At 67.7% G+C, this 16,842-nt stretch carries 15 protein-coding genes; 5 read left to right on the top strand and 10 right to left on the bottom strand.

The features are described 5' to 3' along the window. The first annotated feature begins 133 nt into the window (after positions 1-133). Complete coding sequence (locus tag KAJ83_RS17400) at positions 134-430, top strand: hypothetical protein (protein WP_210683386.1); 297 nt, start codon at positions 134-136, stop codon at positions 428-430. A gap of 267 nt (positions 431-697) precedes the next feature. Here the strand turns inward: KAJ83_RS17400 and KAJ83_RS17395 are convergent, their stop codons facing one another. From KAJ83_RS17395 to mdh, 8 genes are all read right to left on the bottom strand, one after another. After that, complete coding sequence (locus tag KAJ83_RS17395) at positions 698-1,138, bottom strand: SRPBCC family protein (RefSeq protein WP_210683385.1); 441 nt, start codon at positions 1,136-1,138, stop codon at positions 698-700. Positions 1,139-1,409: 271 nt separating this feature from the next. Continuing rightward, positions 1,410-1,742, bottom strand: a complete 333-nt coding sequence (locus KAJ83_RS17390) for an AzlD domain-containing protein (RefSeq protein ID WP_210683384.1) — start codon at positions 1,740-1,742, stop codon at positions 1,410-1,412. Further along, positions 1,735-2,508, bottom strand: a complete 774-nt coding sequence (locus KAJ83_RS17385) for an AzlC family ABC transporter permease (protein ID WP_210683383.1) — start codon at positions 2,506-2,508, stop codon at positions 1,735-1,737. The genes KAJ83_RS17390 and KAJ83_RS17385 overlap by 8 nt, the downstream gene beginning before the upstream one ends. 286 nt (positions 2,509-2,794) lie before the next feature. Continuing rightward, positions 2,795-4,144, bottom strand: a complete 1,350-nt coding sequence (gene odhB / locus KAJ83_RS17380) for a 2-oxoglutarate dehydrogenase complex dihydrolipoyllysine-residue succinyltransferase (protein ID WP_210683382.1) — start codon at positions 4,142-4,144, stop codon at positions 2,795-2,797. Positions 4,145-4,210: 66 nt separating this feature from the next. Continuing rightward, the gene (locus tag KAJ83_RS17375) at positions 4,211-7,453 is read right to left on the bottom strand and encodes a 2-oxoglutarate dehydrogenase E1 component (RefSeq protein ID WP_210683381.1); all 3,243 of its coding nucleotides are present in this window, start codon (positions 7,451-7,453) and stop codon (positions 4,211-4,213) included. A 115-nt stretch (positions 7,454-7,568) separates the two neighbouring features. Next, complete coding sequence (sucD, locus tag KAJ83_RS17370; RefSeq protein ID WP_210683380.1) at positions 7,569-8,444, bottom strand: succinate--CoA ligase subunit alpha; 876 nt, start codon at positions 8,442-8,444, stop codon at positions 7,569-7,571. After that, a complete protein-coding gene (gene sucC, locus KAJ83_RS17365; RefSeq protein ID WP_210683379.1) occupies positions 8,444-9,640 on the bottom strand; it encodes an ADP-forming succinate--CoA ligase subunit beta in 1,197 nt (398 codons plus the stop codon). Before sucC ends, sucD begins: the two co-directional genes overlap by 1 nt. A 395-nt stretch (positions 9,641-10,035) precedes the next feature. Beyond that, positions 10,036-11,007, bottom strand: a complete 972-nt coding sequence (gene mdh, locus KAJ83_RS17360) for a malate dehydrogenase (RefSeq protein WP_210683378.1) — start codon at positions 11,005-11,007, stop codon at positions 10,036-10,038. A 254-nt stretch (positions 11,008-11,261) separates the two neighbouring features. On the opposite strand from mdh, the gene KAJ83_RS17355 reads away from it, so the two are divergent. From KAJ83_RS17355 to KAJ83_RS17345, 3 genes are read left to right on the top strand one after another with little or no spacing between them, the layout of a single operon-like run. Beyond that, positions 11,262-11,852, top strand: a complete 591-nt coding sequence (locus tag KAJ83_RS17355) for a YqaA family protein (RefSeq protein ID WP_210683377.1) — start codon at positions 11,262-11,264, stop codon at positions 11,850-11,852. A 2-nt stretch (positions 11,853-11,854) separates the two neighbouring features. After that, positions 11,855-12,358: a disulfide bond formation protein B gene (locus KAJ83_RS17350; protein WP_210683376.1), complete on the top strand. Its 504-nt coding sequence runs from the start codon at positions 11,855-11,857 to the stop codon at positions 12,356-12,358. 25 nt (positions 12,359-12,383) lie between these two features. Continuing rightward, complete coding sequence (locus tag KAJ83_RS17345; RefSeq protein WP_379786743.1) at positions 12,384-13,031, top strand: demethoxyubiquinone hydroxylase family protein; 648 nt, start codon at positions 12,384-12,386, stop codon at positions 13,029-13,031. Between the two features lie 42 nt (positions 13,032-13,073). On the opposite strand, the gene KAJ83_RS17340 is transcribed toward KAJ83_RS17345, so the two are convergent. After that, the gene (locus KAJ83_RS17340; protein ID WP_210683375.1) at positions 13,074-14,342 is read right to left on the bottom strand and encodes a PQQ-dependent sugar dehydrogenase; all 1,269 of its coding nucleotides are present in this window, start codon (positions 14,340-14,342) and stop codon (positions 13,074-13,076) included. A gap of 88 nt (positions 14,343-14,430) precedes the next feature. Further along, positions 14,431-15,621 carry a phosphoglycerate kinase gene (locus tag KAJ83_RS17335; RefSeq protein WP_210683374.1) on the bottom strand — a complete coding sequence of 397 codons (1,191 nt, stop codon included), beginning with the start codon at positions 15,619-15,621 and terminating at the stop codon, positions 14,431-14,433. Between the two features lie 116 nt (positions 15,622-15,737). On the opposite strand from KAJ83_RS17335, the gene KAJ83_RS17330 reads away from it, so the two are divergent. After that, positions 15,738-16,838: a class I SAM-dependent methyltransferase gene (locus KAJ83_RS17330; protein ID WP_210683373.1), complete on the top strand. Its 1,101-nt coding sequence runs from the start codon at positions 15,738-15,740 to the stop codon at positions 16,836-16,838. Positions 16,839-16,842 lie beyond the last annotated feature (4 nt).

Below are 16,842 nucleotides of genomic sequence, written 5' to 3'. Positions count from 1 at the left end.
GCGCCCGAACCATGCCCCAAAGCCCCGCTCGCGGCAAGGCTCCGGGGTGGGGGCCGAGGCACGCCTTGCCGGGGCCATATTCGCGACCTATGCATGACGGAAACAGATGCAGCGCGCACGAAGGAGACCACCGATGGGGAGATTCAGGACACCCTTGCTCATGCCGACCGCCGCGCTGGCTTTCGCGGCCGCGCTCGCCCTGCCGGGGCTGGCGCGCGCCGAGGACAAATCGGCCGACGACCTCGCGCGCGAGGGGTTGGGCAAGATCGTCTCCGCGCTGGAGATGCTGATCGCCACCATTCCGACCTATGAGATGCCGGAAGTCCTGCCGAACGGCGATATCATCATCCGCCGCCGCGGATCGGACGGTTCGGGGAACGACAGCGCCGGAAAGAACGATGAGGACGACGGCGCGCCAAAGCCGATCTAATACCAAATCTTGTTGATCACGACCCATGCGGATCGCGTTCGGCTTTGGTCGGGCAGGAAGGGTGGCGCGGGCGATGCAGGGCATCGTCAAGCCGCGCCGGCGCCCTCCGACGGAAGCCGAACGCGACCCGAAGGACGCCCCTCCCGGGCCCTCGGACGGCGTCGCCCGCGCCTCGCGATGCCCCGCATCGCCACGGCACGCGCTCCTGGCCGAGAACCCGGGAGGGACGTCCTCATGGGGCGTGATCAACAAGATTTGGTATAAGCGTTATCTGCCGGTGACCAAACGGCCCAGCGCCTTCAACTGGCCGCCGTCCGCGCGTTTCATCCCGCGCTTCAGCAACCAGGCCAGCAGCACCCACTTGCCGGCGACGGTCACCTCCGCCTCCAGCCGCGCGCGGGTGGCCGCGCCGTCGCGCGCGGGCTCGAAATCATAGCGATATATGGTGCCCGCGCTCGCCCCGCCGGCGCGGATCGCGAAGGTGCGCGGCGGCTCCCACCGCGCCAGGGTCAGGCTTGCCCGGCGCTGCTGTCCCCGATCGCTGACCGTCACCGTCAATTCAGCGCCGGGCTCCAGCCCGCCTTCCTCCGGCGGCTCCACCGCATCCAAGCCACGCATCCATTCCGGAAAACGGGTCGGATCACCGGCGACGGCCCAAACGTCGGCCAACGGCGCATGGATCAAACGGGTCACGGTGAAGGCATGCATGAACGTTCCATCCCCTCGGTCCTGCGGATCCGGGCCCTAGAGCCTGATGATATCATATGGACCCATCCGAGACGCCGCTTTCGGTTTCTTGGGCCAGTAGCGCCTTCTTGGGCCAGGAGCGCCGCGCGCGGCGATGCGGGGCATCGGAAGAAGCGCGGCGCGACGACGACCCCCACGCCCCTGGGGAGCCGCAAGCGGCGCCTTCGGTCGATTTTCCGCCCCCCCGGACAGCGTCGAGGCCGCTTGTGGGGCCATATGATATCATCATGCTCTAATAACCAAGCGCGACCAGCACGGCGAAGGCCGCGACCCCGCCGGCCAACCCGATGACGAGGCGCTTGCCCGCCAGCCGCCACAGCACGAAGCCGACGGCGAGCGCAAGCGCGCGCGGCCACATGGTTTCCCACGCGGTATCCCCGCGCGGCATCAGGACGACCCGTGCCATCAGCGCCGCCACCATGGCGTAGGCGACCGCCGCGATCCAAGCGAAAAGACGCCCATCCTCGGTGATGCGGCCGGCCACCAGGACCCCGGCGAAACGCCAGACGAAAGTGGCCAGCACGGCCAACAGCATCAGACCCCAGCCATGCAGCGGCTCAACCATCGCCGGGTTCCCCTTGACCGCGCCGCCGGTCGAGCAGACCGCCGGCCGCGCAGGCGACCGTTCCCCCGGCCAGCCCCGCCGCCAGGACCGCCACGTCCCCGATCACGGGATAGAGCCCGAGCCCCAACGCCGCGCCCAGCGCCACGGCCAGCTTGTTGGTCGGATGACGCGCCGCCGAGACCAGCAGCAGGAGATAGAGCGGCGTCATGAAGACCGCGACCCGCAGCGCCGGATCGGGCAGCAGGGTGCCGCCGCTATAGCCGATAACCGTGCCGGAGAGGCCGGCGGTGTAAAGCACCGTGACGAAGCCGAGATAGAAGGGCAGGCGCGCGCGCCGCGGCAGGGCGGGCGCGTCGTTGTTCATCTGCGTCCAGACCGTCACGGCCACGAACTGCACCAGCGCGACCCGCGCCAGGAACCCGAGCCGCCGCCCGCCCAGGATCAGGGGCAGGCCCGTCACCACCATCGGCAGCATGCGCATATTGGCGAAGGCGACGGCCGCCATGACGACCAGGACCGGCGCGCCCGCCGTCGCCAATTCCATATAGGCGAGTTGCCCAGGAAGCCCCCAAACCAACGCCGTCGTCGCGATCGTCTGCGGCGCCGTGAAGCCGAGATCGTGGGCGACGGCCCCGAAGCCCATCATGGAAAGCCCGATGCCGAGGGCCGGCACCCCGAGGCAGCGCCGCGCGCCATGGAGCACGGCCGCGCGGGTCGAGAGCGACGGCTCCGCCTCCACTTCCGTCCGGTCGGGCATGCTATCCATCGCGGCGCCCCCCAGGACAGGAAAGCGGGCGGGACGATGACCGGACGGAACGGATGGGCCGGGCGGAACGGATGGTGGAAAGGCGGTTCTCGACCGCGGGTGGGGAACTGACGGCGGGGAACGGATGGGACATGACCCGTCCGTGATCCTCCCGGGGACGGCGGAAGTCAAGCATCAGCGGCACGCAATCCACCGGCGAAGCCATGAAATGGCCGGGTGGCGCGCCTCGACGACGCGCCACCCGGCCCAACTCCGCAACTCCGCCATTCCCGGCCGATCGGGACGATCAGACGTCGATCAACAAGCGTGCCGGATCTTCCAGCACCTCCTTGAGGCGGACCAGGAAGGTCACGGCCTCGCGGCCGTCGATGATGCGGTGATCGTAGGAATGGGCGACATACATCATGTTGCCGACCACGATATCGCCATTGGAATCGACGATCGGGCGCTTCTGGATCTTATGCATGCCCAGGATGCCCGATTGCGGTGGGTTGATGATCGGCGTGGAGAGCAGCGAGCCGAAGACACCGCCATTGGTGATGGTGAAGGTGCCGCCCTGCATCTCCGCCATGGTCAGCTTGCCGTCGCGGGCGCGCTTGCCGAAATCGGCGATGGCTCCCTCGATCTCGGCGAAGCTCTTCTGGTCGGCATCGCGCAGAACCGGAACGACCAGCCCCTGCGGCGTGCCGACGGCGATGCCGATATCGTAGTAGTTCTTGTAGATGATCTCGTCGCCGTAGATCTCCGCGTTGACCGCCGGCAATTCCTTGAGCGCCACCGTCGCGGCCTTCACGAAGAAGCTCATGAAGCCGAGCTTCACGCCGTGCTTCTTCTCGAAGCGGTCCTTGTACTCCGAGCGCAACTCCATCATCGGCCCCATGTCGACCTCGTTGAAGGTCGTCAGCATGGCCGCCGTGTTCTGCGCTTCCTTGAGGCGGGTGGCGATGACCTTGCGCAGCTTGGACAGCTTGACCCGTTCCTCGCCGCGCGGGTCCATCGGGCGGTCGCCCTTCGGCTCGAAGCTGGGCGCGGCCGGCTTGCCGCCGCCGACCGATTCCTTGCCCGGAGGCGCCGCCTTGCCGGCCTCCACCGGGGGCGCGGACTTCGCCTGCCCGCCACTCTGCCCGCCACCCTGGAGGTAGTTCTGGACATCCTCCTTGGTGATATTGCCCTTGGGGCCGGTCGCCGGAATCTTGGACGGGTCGAGATTGTTCTCGCTCACCATCTTCTGGACAGCGGGCGAGAGCGTCTCGTTCGTCGCCGGGGCGGCCGCCGGTTCCTCCTTCTCGGGAGCCTCCCGGGGCGCCTCTTCCTGCTTGGGCTCCTCCTTCGGGGCGGCTTCCTGCTTGGCGTCCTCGCCATCGCCGTTCGACTTACCCCCGCCGGAGGAACCTTCGGCCCCCTCCTCGACGCGGCAAAGCAGCGCGCCGACCTCGACGTCCGATCCCTCCTCGGCGGCGATCTCCGTGATCGCCCCGGCGACGGGGGACGGCACCTCGATCGAAACCTTGTCGGTCTCCAACTCGCAAAGCGGCTCGTCCTTCTCGACCGAGTCGCCCACCGCCTTCATCCAGCTGATGACCGTTGCCTCGCTGACCGATTCGCCCAGCGCCGGCACCGTAACGTCCGTGGCCATTGATCCCGTCCTATTCTCTATGCCCGATTAAGTCCCTGGTTCCGGCCCGGCGGCGTGCGACACGCGTCAACGCGTCTTGGCCGCCGCCTTCTTGGCCGTCGATTTCTTTCCGTCCGCTTTCTTGGTGCTCGTTTTCCCGGCGGCCGCTTTCTTCGCGCTTGCCTTCTTGGCCGTGCCCTTCTTGCCGCCCGCCTTGGCGACATTTTCCTGCTTGCTGTTATTCTTGGTCGCGGGCGCGCTCTTCAGGACGGCCGCCCCCTTTTCGGCCTTGCCGCCCCCCCAATCGTCGGGCGGCAGTTCCGAATCCACCAGAAGCGCCGGCATGCCGCCGACCTTCACATTGGCGACGCTTACCTGCATCGGCTTCAGGCTCAGCGCCTGCTCGACGATATGCTCCTGCTGCTGCTGGTGACGCTTGGCGATACCGGTCGCCGGCGAGGCGGCCGCGTCGCGCCCGATATAGTTCGGGCGGCGGCAGGGCTTATGTCCGATCTCGTCCAGCACCCGCTCGATCCTCCGGTCCAGGAACTGCCAGGCGCCCATGTTCTCGGGTTCCTCCTGGCACCAGACGATGTCGGCGTTCGGAAAGCGGGAGAGCTCCTGCCCCAGCGCGTAGAAGGGGAAGGGATAGAGCTGTTCGAGGCGCAGGATGTAGATATCCTCGATGCCGCGCCGATCCCGCTCCGCCTCCAGGTCGAAATAGACCTTGCCGGAACACAGCACGACACGCTTGATCCGGTTGTCGGGCGCGAGCCCGCCCTCCAACTGCGCATTGTCCCAGAGCACCCGATGGAAGGTGGTGCCGGGCCCGAACTCCGACAGCTTGGAGACGCACTTCTTGTGACGCAGCAGCGACTTGGGCGTCATCAGGATGAGCGGCTTGCGGAAATTTCGGCGCACCTGCCGGCGCAGCGCGTGGAAATAGTTCGCCGGCTGGGTGATGTTGCAGACCTGCCAATTATCCTCGGCGGAGTTCTGCAGGTACCGCTCCAGCCGGGCGGAGGAATGCTCCGGCCCCTGCCCCTCATAGCCGTGCGGCAACAGCATGACGAGGCCGCACATGCGCAGCCACTTCGCCTCGCCGGAGGAGATGAACTGGTCGATGATGACCTGGGCGCCGTTGGCGAAGTCGCCGAACTGCGCCTCCCAAAGCACCAGCGCGTGCGGCTCCGCCGAGGCATAGCCGTATTCGAAGCCGAGCAGGCCGAACTCGCTCAACGGGCTGTCGATCACCTCGAACGGCGCCTGACCCATGCGGATCGAGTTGAGGGGGACGAAGCGCTGCTCGTTCTCCTGATCGATCAGCACGGAATGGCGCTGGGAGAAGGTGCCGCGTTCGCTGTCCTCGCCGGAAAGCCGGATCGAGGTGCTCTCGCACAGCAACGTGCCGAAGGCGAGCGCTTCGGCCGTGCCCCAGTCGATGCCCTCGCCGGTGTCGATCATCTTGCGCTTGGCGTCGAGCTGGCGCTGAATCTTCGAATTCGGGTGGAAGTTCTGCGGCACCTGGGAGATGGCGTGGCCGACCTCCTTCAGAAGGTCCATGTCGACCGCCGTGTCGCCGCGCCGCGCGCCGGATTCGGCGATCGACAGGCCGGACCACTTGCCCTCCAGCCAGTCGGCGCGATTGGGCTTGAAGCTCTTCGAGACCTCGAACTCGTCGTCCAGCTTCTTCTCGAACTCCTTGACCAGCTTCTCGCCGGCGCCGTCCTCGATCAGCCCGTCCTTCTCCAGGCGCCCGGCATAAATCTGGCGGGTGCGCGGGTGGTCCTTGATCCGCTTATACATCAAGGGCTGGGTGAACATGGGCTCGTCGCCCTCGTTGTGACCGTGGCGCCGATAGCACCACATATCGATCACGACATCCTTCTTGAACTTCTGGCGATATTCGATCGCCAGCTTCGCGACATGCACGCACGCCTCCGGATCGTCGCCGTTGACGTGGAAAACCGGCGCGTCGATCGTCTTCGCCATGTCGGAGCAATAGGGCGAGGAGCGCGATTTCGACGGCGCGGTCGTGAAGCCGATCTGGTTATTGATGACGATATGGATCGTACCGCCGGTGCGATAGCCGTCGAGCTGCGAAAGCAGGAAGGTCTCCGCCACGACGCCCTGGCCGATGAAGGCGGCGTCGCCATGCAGCAACAGGCCCATGACCTTCTCGCGCTCGCTGTCACCGCGCTGGCGCTGCTTCGCGCGCACCTTGCCCAGCACCACCGTGTTGACGCATTCCAGGTGACTGGGATTGGCGGTCAGTGACAGGTGCACCGTCTTGTCGTCGAATTCCCGGTCGGCGGACGTGCCCAGATGATACTTCACGTCGCCCGAGCCCTGCACCGAATCCGGCGAGGCGGGCAGCCCCTCGAACTCCGCGAAGATCTGCTGATAGGGCTTCTGCATGACGTTCGCGAGGATATTCAGGCGCCCGCGATGCGCCATGCCGAGCACGACCTCCTCGAGATTGAGTTGCGCGCCGCGCTTGAAGATCTGCTCCACCATCGGGACCAGCGATTCGCCGCCGTCGAGGCCGAAGCGCTTGGTCCCGCGATATTTCTTGTCGAGATAGGTCTCGAAGATATCGGCCTGGGTCAAGCGCTGCAGGATCGTGCGCCGGCCGAGATTGGTGAAATCCTTGCGGTTGCGGCTGGATTCCACGCGCTCCTGAATCCAGCTCTTCTCCTCCGCGTCCTGGATATGCAGGAATTCGACGCCGATGCTGCCGCAATAGGTGTCGCGGCAGATCTTCACGATCTCGCGCAGCGTCGCGGATTCCAGGCCGAGATAATAGTTGATGAAGATCGGGTGATCCCAGTCATCCTCGGTGAATCCGTATTCGGCCGGGTCGAGCTCCTCCGTCGCCTCGCGGCCGTCGAGGCCGAGCGGATCGAGATTGGCCGCCATGTGCCCGCGCATGCGATAGGCGCGGATCATCATCAGCGCGCGGATGGAATCGAGGGTCGCCTTGCGCGTCTGGTCCGCGTCCACCGGCGCGGCGCCGCCGGCGCGCAAATAATCGAGCAACTGCTGGAAGGGCGTGTTGCCGGAAACCGGTTCGCTCAACGCATCGGAGAGCGTCAGGTCGCGTCCGCGCGCCCCGCCGTTGCGCCCCCCCAGAACCTTGGTCTCGCGCGGCGCCCAGCTCGGCCCGTAGTGATTGCCGAGCAGGATATCGTCCTCGTCGCCGAGGGTTTCGAAGAAAGCGGCCCAGCCGGGGTCCACGGCCTCCGGGTCCTGCTGCCATTTCTCGAACAGCTCCGCGATATAGGCCTCGTTCGCTCCGTAGAGCGGGGTGGTCTCGCCGATATACGCCATCGCCGCAGCGCTCCTTCGTCGTCACGCGGGCGTCCGGCCGGCGCCGGGCGCCCGATCAAGCGCGGCGCCGGGGCGGCCCCCGTCGCGACGGGCCCGCCCCGGCACCCGACCGCCCTCAGCCCTTCAAGGCCTCCACCATGGTGGAGCCGAGTTCGGACGGGCTGTCCGCCACCCGGATTCCGGCCGACCGCATGGCGTCCTGCTTGCTCTCGGCCGTGCCCTGGCCACCGGAGATGATGGCGCCCGCATGCCCCATGCGCTTGCCGGGAGGCGCCGTCACGCCGGCGATGAAGCCGACCATGGGCTTCTTCACCTTGTTGCTCTTCACGAACTCGGCCGCTTCCTCCTCGGCCGTGCCGCCGATCTCGCCGATCATCACGATGCCCTCGGTCTCGTCATCGGCCAGGAACATCTCCAGGCAATCGATGAAGTTCGTGCCGTTGACCGGGTCGCCGCCGATGCCGATGCAGGTCGATTGGCCGAGGCCCGCCGCGCTGGTCTGCGCCACCGCCTCGTAGGTCAGCGTGCCGGAGCGCGAGACCACGCCGATCTTGCCGCGATTGTGGATATGGCCCGGCATGATGCCGATCTTACAGGCATCCGGCGTGATGACGCCCGGGCAGTTCGGGCCGATCAGCCGGCTCTTGGAGCCGGTGAGCGCGCGCTTCACCTTCACCATGTCGAGCACCGGAATGCCCTCGGTGATGCACACGATCAGCGGGATTTCCGCGTCGACCGCCTCCAGGATCGCGTCGGCCGCGAAGGGCGGCGGGACGTAGATCACGCTGGCATCGGCGTCGGTGCGATCCTTCGCCTCGGCGACCGTGTCGAAGATCGGCAGATCGAGATGGCTGCCGCCGCCCTTGCCGGGGGTCACGCCGCCGACCATCTTGGTGCCGTAGGCGATCGCCTGCTCGGAGTGGAAGGTCCCCTGCGCGCCGGTGAAGCCCTGGCAGATGACCTTCGTGTTCGCGTCGATCAGAACCGCCATTACTTCGCCTCCTTGACCGCGGCGACCACTTTCTCGGCCGCGTCCGCGAGATTGTCCGCCGGAATGATCGGCAGACCGCTTTCCTTCATGATCTTCTTGCCCTGCTCGACATTCGTGCCTTCCAGGCGCACGACGAGCGGCACGTCCAGGTTCACTTCCCGGCTGGCCGCGACGACGCCCTCGGCGATCACGTCGCAGCGCATGATGCCGCCGAAGATGTTCACCAGGATGCCCTCGACGTTCTCGTCGGAGAGGATGATCTTGAAGGCGGCGGTCACCCGCTCCTTCGTGGCGCCGCCGCCGACATCGAGGAAGTTGGCGGGGCTGCCGCCCTTCAGCTTGATGATGTCCATGGTCGCCATGGCGAGGCCCGCGCCGTTCACCATGCAACCGATCTGGCCGTCGAGCTTGATATAATTGAGCTCGTGCTTCGAGGCCTCGATCTCGCTCGGGTCCTCCTCGTCCACGTCGCGCATGTCGGCGACGTCGGAGTGACGGAAGAGCGCGTTGTCGTCGAAGTTCATCTTGGCGTCGAGGGCGATCACCTCGCCCGTGCCGGTGACGACCAGCGGGTTGATCTCCACCAGGCTGACGTCGAGTTCCAGGAAGGCCTTGTACATCGACATCAGGAACTTGGTGCAGCTCTTGATCTGCGGGCCTTCCAGGCCGAGGAAGAAGGCGATGCGCCGGCAATGGAAGCCGGAGATGCCGCTGGCCGGGTCGATCGAGACCTTGCAGATCTTCTCCGGGCTTTCCTCGGCGACTTCCTCGATCTCCATGCCACCCTCGGAGGAGGCCATGATCGTCACCCGGCTGGTCGACCGGTCGATCAGCATGGAGAGGTAGAGCTCGCGCTTGATGTCGCAGCCGTCCTCGACATAGAGGCGCTTGACCTCCTTGCCGTCGGCGCCGGTCTGCTTGGTCACCAGCGTCTGGCCGAGCATCGCCTTGGCGTTCTCGCGCACCTCCTCGATCGACTTGGAGACGCGCACGCCGCCCTTGCCGTCGGGATCGTTCGCGAAGCGGCCGGCGCCGCGGCCGCCCGCGTGGATCTGGGATTTCACCACCCAGATCGGCCCGCCGAGGTCGTTGGCGGCCTGCACCGCCTCCTCGGCCGTGTAGGCGACCTTGCCGTCCGGCACGGCCACGCCGAAGCGGCGAAGCAGTTCCTTCGCCTGATATTCATGGATATTCATGGATGCCTTCTCGCCCTCGGTTGTCCTGCTTGGGGTTGTCCTACTTGGCGGGCGATTGGAACGGAGCCGCCGGCACGCTTGTCCGCCGATCGCCCCGGTCTCGCAACCCAGCCTCGCCAGCCCGTGTCGCTTCTCCGTCCGGGCGGGACCGCGCCGCGCCTTCGCGCGCCACGGCCCGAGCCCACCATTTGCGCCCCGCGGCGATCCTATCGCCGCCCTGGTGTCGTGGGCATGACGCCCCGAGGGTGGGGCGCCGTCCCCTCATGCCACCGGCACTTTAACAGCCTGCCCCCGGCGTTCAACACGGCACGCGCCGTTCCGCGCGATCCCTGTCGGCCCGGAAGGCCGGATCGGAACCGGACGGACCGGCACGCCCGCGCGGCCGGGGCCCCGGCCTATCCCTCGTCCGCCTGCTCGGCCTCGACCTTGGCGAGCGCCTCGTTCAGCGTCTTCACATGGCCGACGGAGGTATCGAACATCGCGCGCTCGTCGTCGGTCATCTGGATCTCGACGACGCGCTCGACGCCACCCTCGCCGATCACGACCGGCACACCGACATAAAGACCGCCGAGGCCGTATTCCTTGTCGCAATAGGCCGCCGCCGGCAGGACGCGCTTCTTGTCCTTGAGATAGCTCTCCGCCATCACGATCGCCGAGGAGGCCGGCGCGTAGAAGGCCGAGCCGGTCTTCAGCAGATTGACGATCTCCGCGCCGCCGTCGCGGGTGCGCTGGACGATCTCGTCGATCTTCTCCTGCGTCGACCAGCCCATCTTGATCATGTCGGGCACCGGAATGCCGGCGACCGTGGAATAGCGGGTCAGCGGCACCATGCTGTCGCCGTGCCCGCCGAGCACGAAGGCCGTCACGTCCTCGACCGAGACGCCGAACTCCTCGGCCAGGAAATAACGGAAACGCGCGCTGTCGAGCACGCCCGCCATGCCGACGATCTTCTCCGGCTTCAGGCCCGAGGCACGCTGCAACGCGCCGACCATGACGTCGAGCGGATTGGTGATGCAGATCACGAAGGCGTTCGGGCAGTTCTCCTTGATGCCGGCGCCGACCGCCTTCATCACCTTGGAGTTGATGCCGATCAGGTCGTCGCGGCTCATGCCCGGCTTGCGCGGCACGCCGGCGGTGACGATGACGACGTCCGCGTCCTTGATCGCCGAATAGTCGCTGGCGCCGGCGAGCTTGGCGTCGAAGCCTTCGACGGGCGAGGCCTCCGCGATATCCAGCGCCTTGCCCTGCGGAACGCCGTCGACGATGTCGAACAAAACCACGTCGCCCAGTTCCTTGAGGCCGGCCAGCAGCGCCAGCGTGCCCCCGATATTGCCCGCGCCGACAAGCGCGATCTTATTCCGTGCCATGATGGTCAGAGACCCCCTTCCCAAGGCGCCCGGAGCGCGGCGAACGCGTCCCCTTCGGCGCCGGTGAGCCAAAGCTTGGGCCGAAGGGTTACGCCAAAGCGCGGACGAGGGCAAGGCGGTGGCCGCCCCATGGCCCGGCCACCGCCGATCCGGGGGCGCCGTCGCGCTTTCGCCACGCGTTCCGGGCCGATATAACGGCCCGGACAATCGCCCGGCATCGCCGCCCCTTCGCAACGACATCACCGATCGCGCCCATGCTGAAACCCCTTCGCCGCCTCTATGACTGGACCATGGAGAAAGCCGCCGATCCGCGCGCGGTCTGGTGGCTCGCCGCCGTTTCCTTCGCGGAGAGTTCCTTCTTCCCGATCCCGCCGGATGTCATGCTGATCCCGATGGTGATCGCGCGGCCGGACCGCGCCTTCCACTATGCCGCCGTCTGTCTCGCCGCCTCCGTGCTCGGCGGGCTGGCGGGATACGGCATCGGCTTCTTCCTGTACGATCTGGTCGGCCAGCCGCTGGTCGAATTCTATGCCGCCCAGGACGCCGTCGCGGCGGTGGCCGAGCAGTATCATGAATATGGCTGGTGGATCGTCTTCGGCGGCGGGCTGACGCCCGTTCCCTATAAGATCATCACCATCGTCTCGGGCGCGCTGGCGCTCGATCCGCTGGCCTTCACGGGCGCCTCAATCGTCGGGCGGGGCCTGCGGTTCTTCGCGGTGGCGGCCCTGCTGTGGAAATTCGGCCCGCCGATCCGGCGCGTGATCGAGGAACGCTTCGGCCTGATGACCGCCCTCTTCTTCATCCTCTTGGTCGGCGGGTTCGCCGTGCTTAAACTGGCGCTATGACGATGCTTTCCCCCTGGATCGAACGGCCGGGCCGGCTCGGCCTCATCCTCGCCGTCGCGGCGGTCGCGGTGCTGGGCGTGGCCAATTTCTTCGAGCATGCGATGGGGCTGAAGCCCTGCGCGCTCTGTCTTTATCAGCGCGTTCCCTGGTGGGTCGCGCTCGGCCTCGGCTGTCTGGCTATCCTGGGCCGGCGGGCGCCCGTTCTGGCCAGCGTGGCGCTGGGGCTCGGGGTGCTGACGCTGTTGGCGGGGGCCGGGATCGCGGGCTATCACGCGGGCGTGGAATACGGTCTCTGGCCCGGCCCCGCCGGATGCACCGGCGACAATCTGCCGACGAGCCTCGGCGGATTGAACGAGGCGCTCAAGGGCCCGCCGCCGCCACGGTGCGACGATGTGCCCTGGTCCCTGTTCGGCATATCCATGGCGGGCTATAATTTCCTGATATCGTTGGGCGGCGCGCTGCTGCTGTTCGCGGCGATGCGCCACGCCGGCCGCCACCGCGCGTGAATGAGGAACCGGACCGCCCGCTAGAATGACGGACGTCAAGGACATGACGGAACGGACCAAGAAGGCAGTCGACGCGCGCCCCGGCCCGGACAACGCGGGGCCGAAATACCTGCCGGGCGACCCCGGCGTGCGGGGGGGCGTGCGGGGGGACGCGCGCGGGCGGGCGAAAGACGACATCGCCGCCATGATCCGGGTCGATCAGGCGGGGGAATTCGGGGCCCAGCGCATCTATGCCGGCCAGATCAGCGTGCTGGGCAAGGGGCCGCGCGGCGATATCCTGCGCCACATGCAGGAGCAGGAGCAGCATCATCTCGACAGCTTCAACGCGATCCTGACCGCGCGGCGCGTGCGGCCGACGATCCTGACCCCCTTCTGGCACTGGGCGGGCTACGCGCTGGGCGCCGGGACCGCGATGATGGGAGAGAAGGCGGCCATGGCCTGCACCGTCGCGATCGAGGAGACGATCGACGACCACTACCGCCAGCAGCACGACGCCCTGCCGGAGAGCGAGGCGGAATTGAAGGACACGATCGAGCGCTTCCGCCAGGAGGAGCTCGAACATCGCGATATCGGCCTTGAGCACGGGGCGGAGGGGGCGCCGGCCTATCCCGTCCTCTACGGCGCGATCAAACGCGCCTCGAAGCTGGCGATCTGGCTTTCCGAACGGTTCTGAGCCCCCGGCATTGGATCCGCACCACGGGGCGGGGCCGGCGGCCTATCGCCGGGTGACGCGCCAGATCGTGCCGCCGGTATCGTCGCTGATCAGGATGGAGCCGTCGGGCATCACCGCGACCCCCGTCGGCCGCCCCCAGACATCGGCCGGGCCGTTCGGCGCCTCGTCCGGGTCGTCGAGGCGGAAGCCGGTGGCGAAATTGACGTAGTCGCCGGTCGGCGTGCCATCCTCGAAGACCGCGCGCACCACCTTGTACCCCCTCGGAATCGCCGCGTTCCAGGAGCCACGCAACGCGATCAACGCATCGTCGCGCCAATCCGCCGGCACATCCGCGCCGTCGAGGAAGGCGAGGCCGATCGGCGCGGAATGCGACTGGATCAACATATCGGGCATGACCGTGGCCTCGACCAGATCCGGGCGGTCCTCGGCATAATCCGGCTGCGGCAGGCCGCCCGCATAGGCATAGGGCCATCCATAGAAGGCCCCTTCCTCGACCCGGGTCAGATAATCGGGCACCAGCCCGTCACCCATGCCGTCGCGTTCATTGACGACGGTATAGAGATCGCCGGTTTCCGGATGAAAGGCCGTCCCCACCGGATTGCGCAGCCCGGTCGCATGGGTCGATCGCGCGCCGAGCGTGCCGTCCGCCTTCATGGCGAAACGCTGGATCGTCGCGCGCGGCTCGGGCTCCTCCGCGATATTGCCGCGACTGCCGATCGCCACGAAAAGCGCGGAGGCATCCGGCGCGATCGCGATATTGCGCGTCCAATGGCCCGAGCCGGGACCGAGCGCCCCGGGCTCCGTCAGGCGTTCCGCCTCGGCGAGGGTCCCGTCGTCACGGATCGTCGCGCGCCAGACGGCCTCCAGATCGGCGAAATAGAGAAACCCGTCATGCAGGGCCAGCCCGTGCGGCCGCGCGAAATCGTCGAGCAGCGTCTCGCGCCGGTCGGCCCGACCGTCGCCGTCGCTGTCGCGAAGGCGCGCGATGACGCCCGCGCGCGACTGGGCGAGATAGACCGATCCGTCCCCCGTCACGACCAGATTGCGCGGATGGGAGAGATCGTCGGCAAAGAGCGTCGCCTCGAACCCCTCCGGCACGAGCAATTCGAAAGTCTCCGGACGGCGCACCGTATTGACGGAATTCGCCACCGATTGCGTGGCATAGGGTTCCGGCAGATCGGCCGCCTCGACGCGAAAGCGCTCGCCCGGCCGCTCCATCGCATCGGCCCGTGGAACGGCCCCGGCGACAACTCCGAGGACGGTGACGATCCCTGTGGCGACCCCTGCCGCGATCCTACCCTTCGGCCACATGCGCGCCTCTCCCTATTCCATCCCCACTCCGACTTCGGAGGAGGACAGGGGCGGCGAAGGCCGGCGCGGTGGATGCGGCCGCGCCCCTTCAGCCCCGTTCCAGCGCGGCGACCCCGGGAAGGGTGCGTCCCTCCATCCATTCCAGGAAGGCGCCGCCGGCCGTCGATACATAGGTGAAGTGGTCGGTAACCCCGGCCACGGCAAGGGCGGCGACGGTATCGCCGCCGCCGGCGACGGAGATGAGCGCGCCGCTGTCCGTCAGTTCCGCCGCCTTGCGGGCGAGCTGGACCGTCCCCCGGTCGAAGGGCGGCACCTCGAACGCGCCCATCGGGCCGTTCCAGATCAGGGTGCGGCAATCGGCCAGCTTCGCGGCCAGCGCGTCCGTGGTCGCCGGGCCGATATCCAGGATCATCATGTCCGTGTCGACCGCGTCGATCGCGACCGTGTGGTGCGGGACGTTGGCCGCGAACTCGATCGCGACCTCGGCATCATGGGGCAGCGCGATCTCGCACCCCCGCTCGCGCGCCTTGGTCAGGATGCGGCGCGCCGTCACGGCCAGATCGGGCTCGCACAGGCTCTTGCCGATGGCGACCCCCTCGGCATGAAGGAAGGTGTTGGCCATGCCGCCCCCGATGATCAGCAGATCGGTCTTCTCGATCAGGTTCTCCAGCACGTCCAGCTTGGTGGAGACCTTGGCGCCGCCGACGATGGCCGCGACCGGGCGCTTCGGGTCCTCCAACGCCGCCGTCAGCGCCTCCAGCTCCGCCTGCATGTTGCGCCCGGCGATGGCCGGCATCAGATGGGCGATCCGCTCCGTCGAGGCATGGGCGCGGTGCGCGGCAGAAAAGGCGTCGTTGACATAGACCCCGCCGAGCGCGGCCAGCGCGCGGGCGAAATCGGGATCGTTCGCTTCCTCCCCCGGGTGGAAGCGCAGATTCTCCAGCAGCACGATCTCGTCCGGGCCGGCCGCGCGAATCGCGCGCTCGGCCGGGCCGCCGATGCAATCCTCCGCGAAGCGTACCGGGCGGCCGAATTCGTCCGCCAGATCCTCCACCAGCGGCTTCAGCGACATTTCCGGCACGCGCTCGCCCTTCGGCCGCGCGAAATGGGACAGCAACACGACCTTCGCCCCCTTCGCGATCAGATCGTCGACGGTCGGCTTCAGGCGCGTGATCCGGGTCCGGTCGGTCACCTTGCCTTCGCGCAGCGGCACGTTCAGGTCCGCGCGCACGAGCGCGGTACGCCCGGACAGCGCGATATCGTCGATCGTCTTGAACATGGGGGCTGTCTCCTCTTCTCATGCCGCGCGGAAGGCGGCTTCCGCGTCGATTGGCCGCCCAGATAACGGAAGCGCTCCGGCTTGTCGAGCGGCCGCGGCCGCGCCACTCTTACCCCATGAAGGACACTCCGCACCCGCCCCGAGTTCCACGCCCGCCGCCCGGCTTCGCGCGCACCGTGCGGGGCCTCGGCTACGGCCTCGGCCAATCGGCGCGCGCGGCCTGGTATGGCGGGCAATATATCCTCGCCAACAAGCTGGCGCCGCCGATGCACGGCGCACCGCCGGTACGGCCGGGCAGCCTGCCCGGATGGGACACGATCCGCGCCGACCTCTTCCAACTGTTCCGCCGGGACTGGCGCAACGTGGAGGACGGCTATTATCCGCCGCCGACCGACATGATGCCGCCGCCGGGCCGCGCGGTGGCCAAGGCGCTGGACTTCCTGCGCGATCTGCCGGCGGTCAATCTGCGCCGGCGCCTCGGCACGAACAGCGAGGTGTTCGACGCGCGAACACGCGAACGCTATCCGCGCTATTACCTGCAGAATTTCCATTATCAAAGCGACGGCTGGCTCTCCGACGCCTCGGCCGCGCGTTACGACCATCAGGTGGAGGTGCTGTTCACCGGCGGGGCGGACGCGATGCGCCGTCAGGCGCTGGTGCCGATCGGCGACTGGCTTCGCGCCCATGGCGGGGCGGAAGGGCGCCGGCACCTGGATGTCGCCTGCGGGACGGCGCGATTCCTCCATGACCTGAAACGCACCCATCCGGGGCTCTCGGTCACGGGTCTGGACCTCAGCGACGCCTATCTGCGGCGCGCGCGGCGTGTCCTGCGGCGCTTCCCGGATATCGCGCTGACCCAGGGGCTGGCGGAGCGCTTGCCGGCGGCCTCCGGCGGGGTGGATCTCGTCACCTCCGTCTATCTCTTCCACGAACTGCCCCGAAAGGTCCGCCGCGCCGTGGCGGCGGAGATGGCGCGGGTCCTGGCGCCCGGCGGGCGGCTGGTCATCGTGGATTCGATCCAACTGGGCGATCACGGCCCCTATGACGCGCTGTTGGACCGCTTTCCCATCGCCTTCCACGAACCCTATTACGCCGACTATATCCGCGACGATCTGGTGCGCGTCCTGACCGACCTGGGCCTCGTCCATGCCGGAACCGAGCGGGCCTTCCTCAGCCGGGTGATGGTCTTCGACAAGCCCGCGGACGGCGGCGAATAACGGC

Origin of the sequence: Marivibrio halodurans (assembly GCF_017963645.1) — a bacterium.
GTDB classification, from domain to species: domain Bacteria; phylum Pseudomonadota; class Alphaproteobacteria; order UBA8366; family Aestuariispiraceae; genus Marivibrio; species Marivibrio halodurans.
Note: the sequence above shows the minus strand (reverse complement) of the source record. Positions and strands in the feature narration are given on the sequence as shown.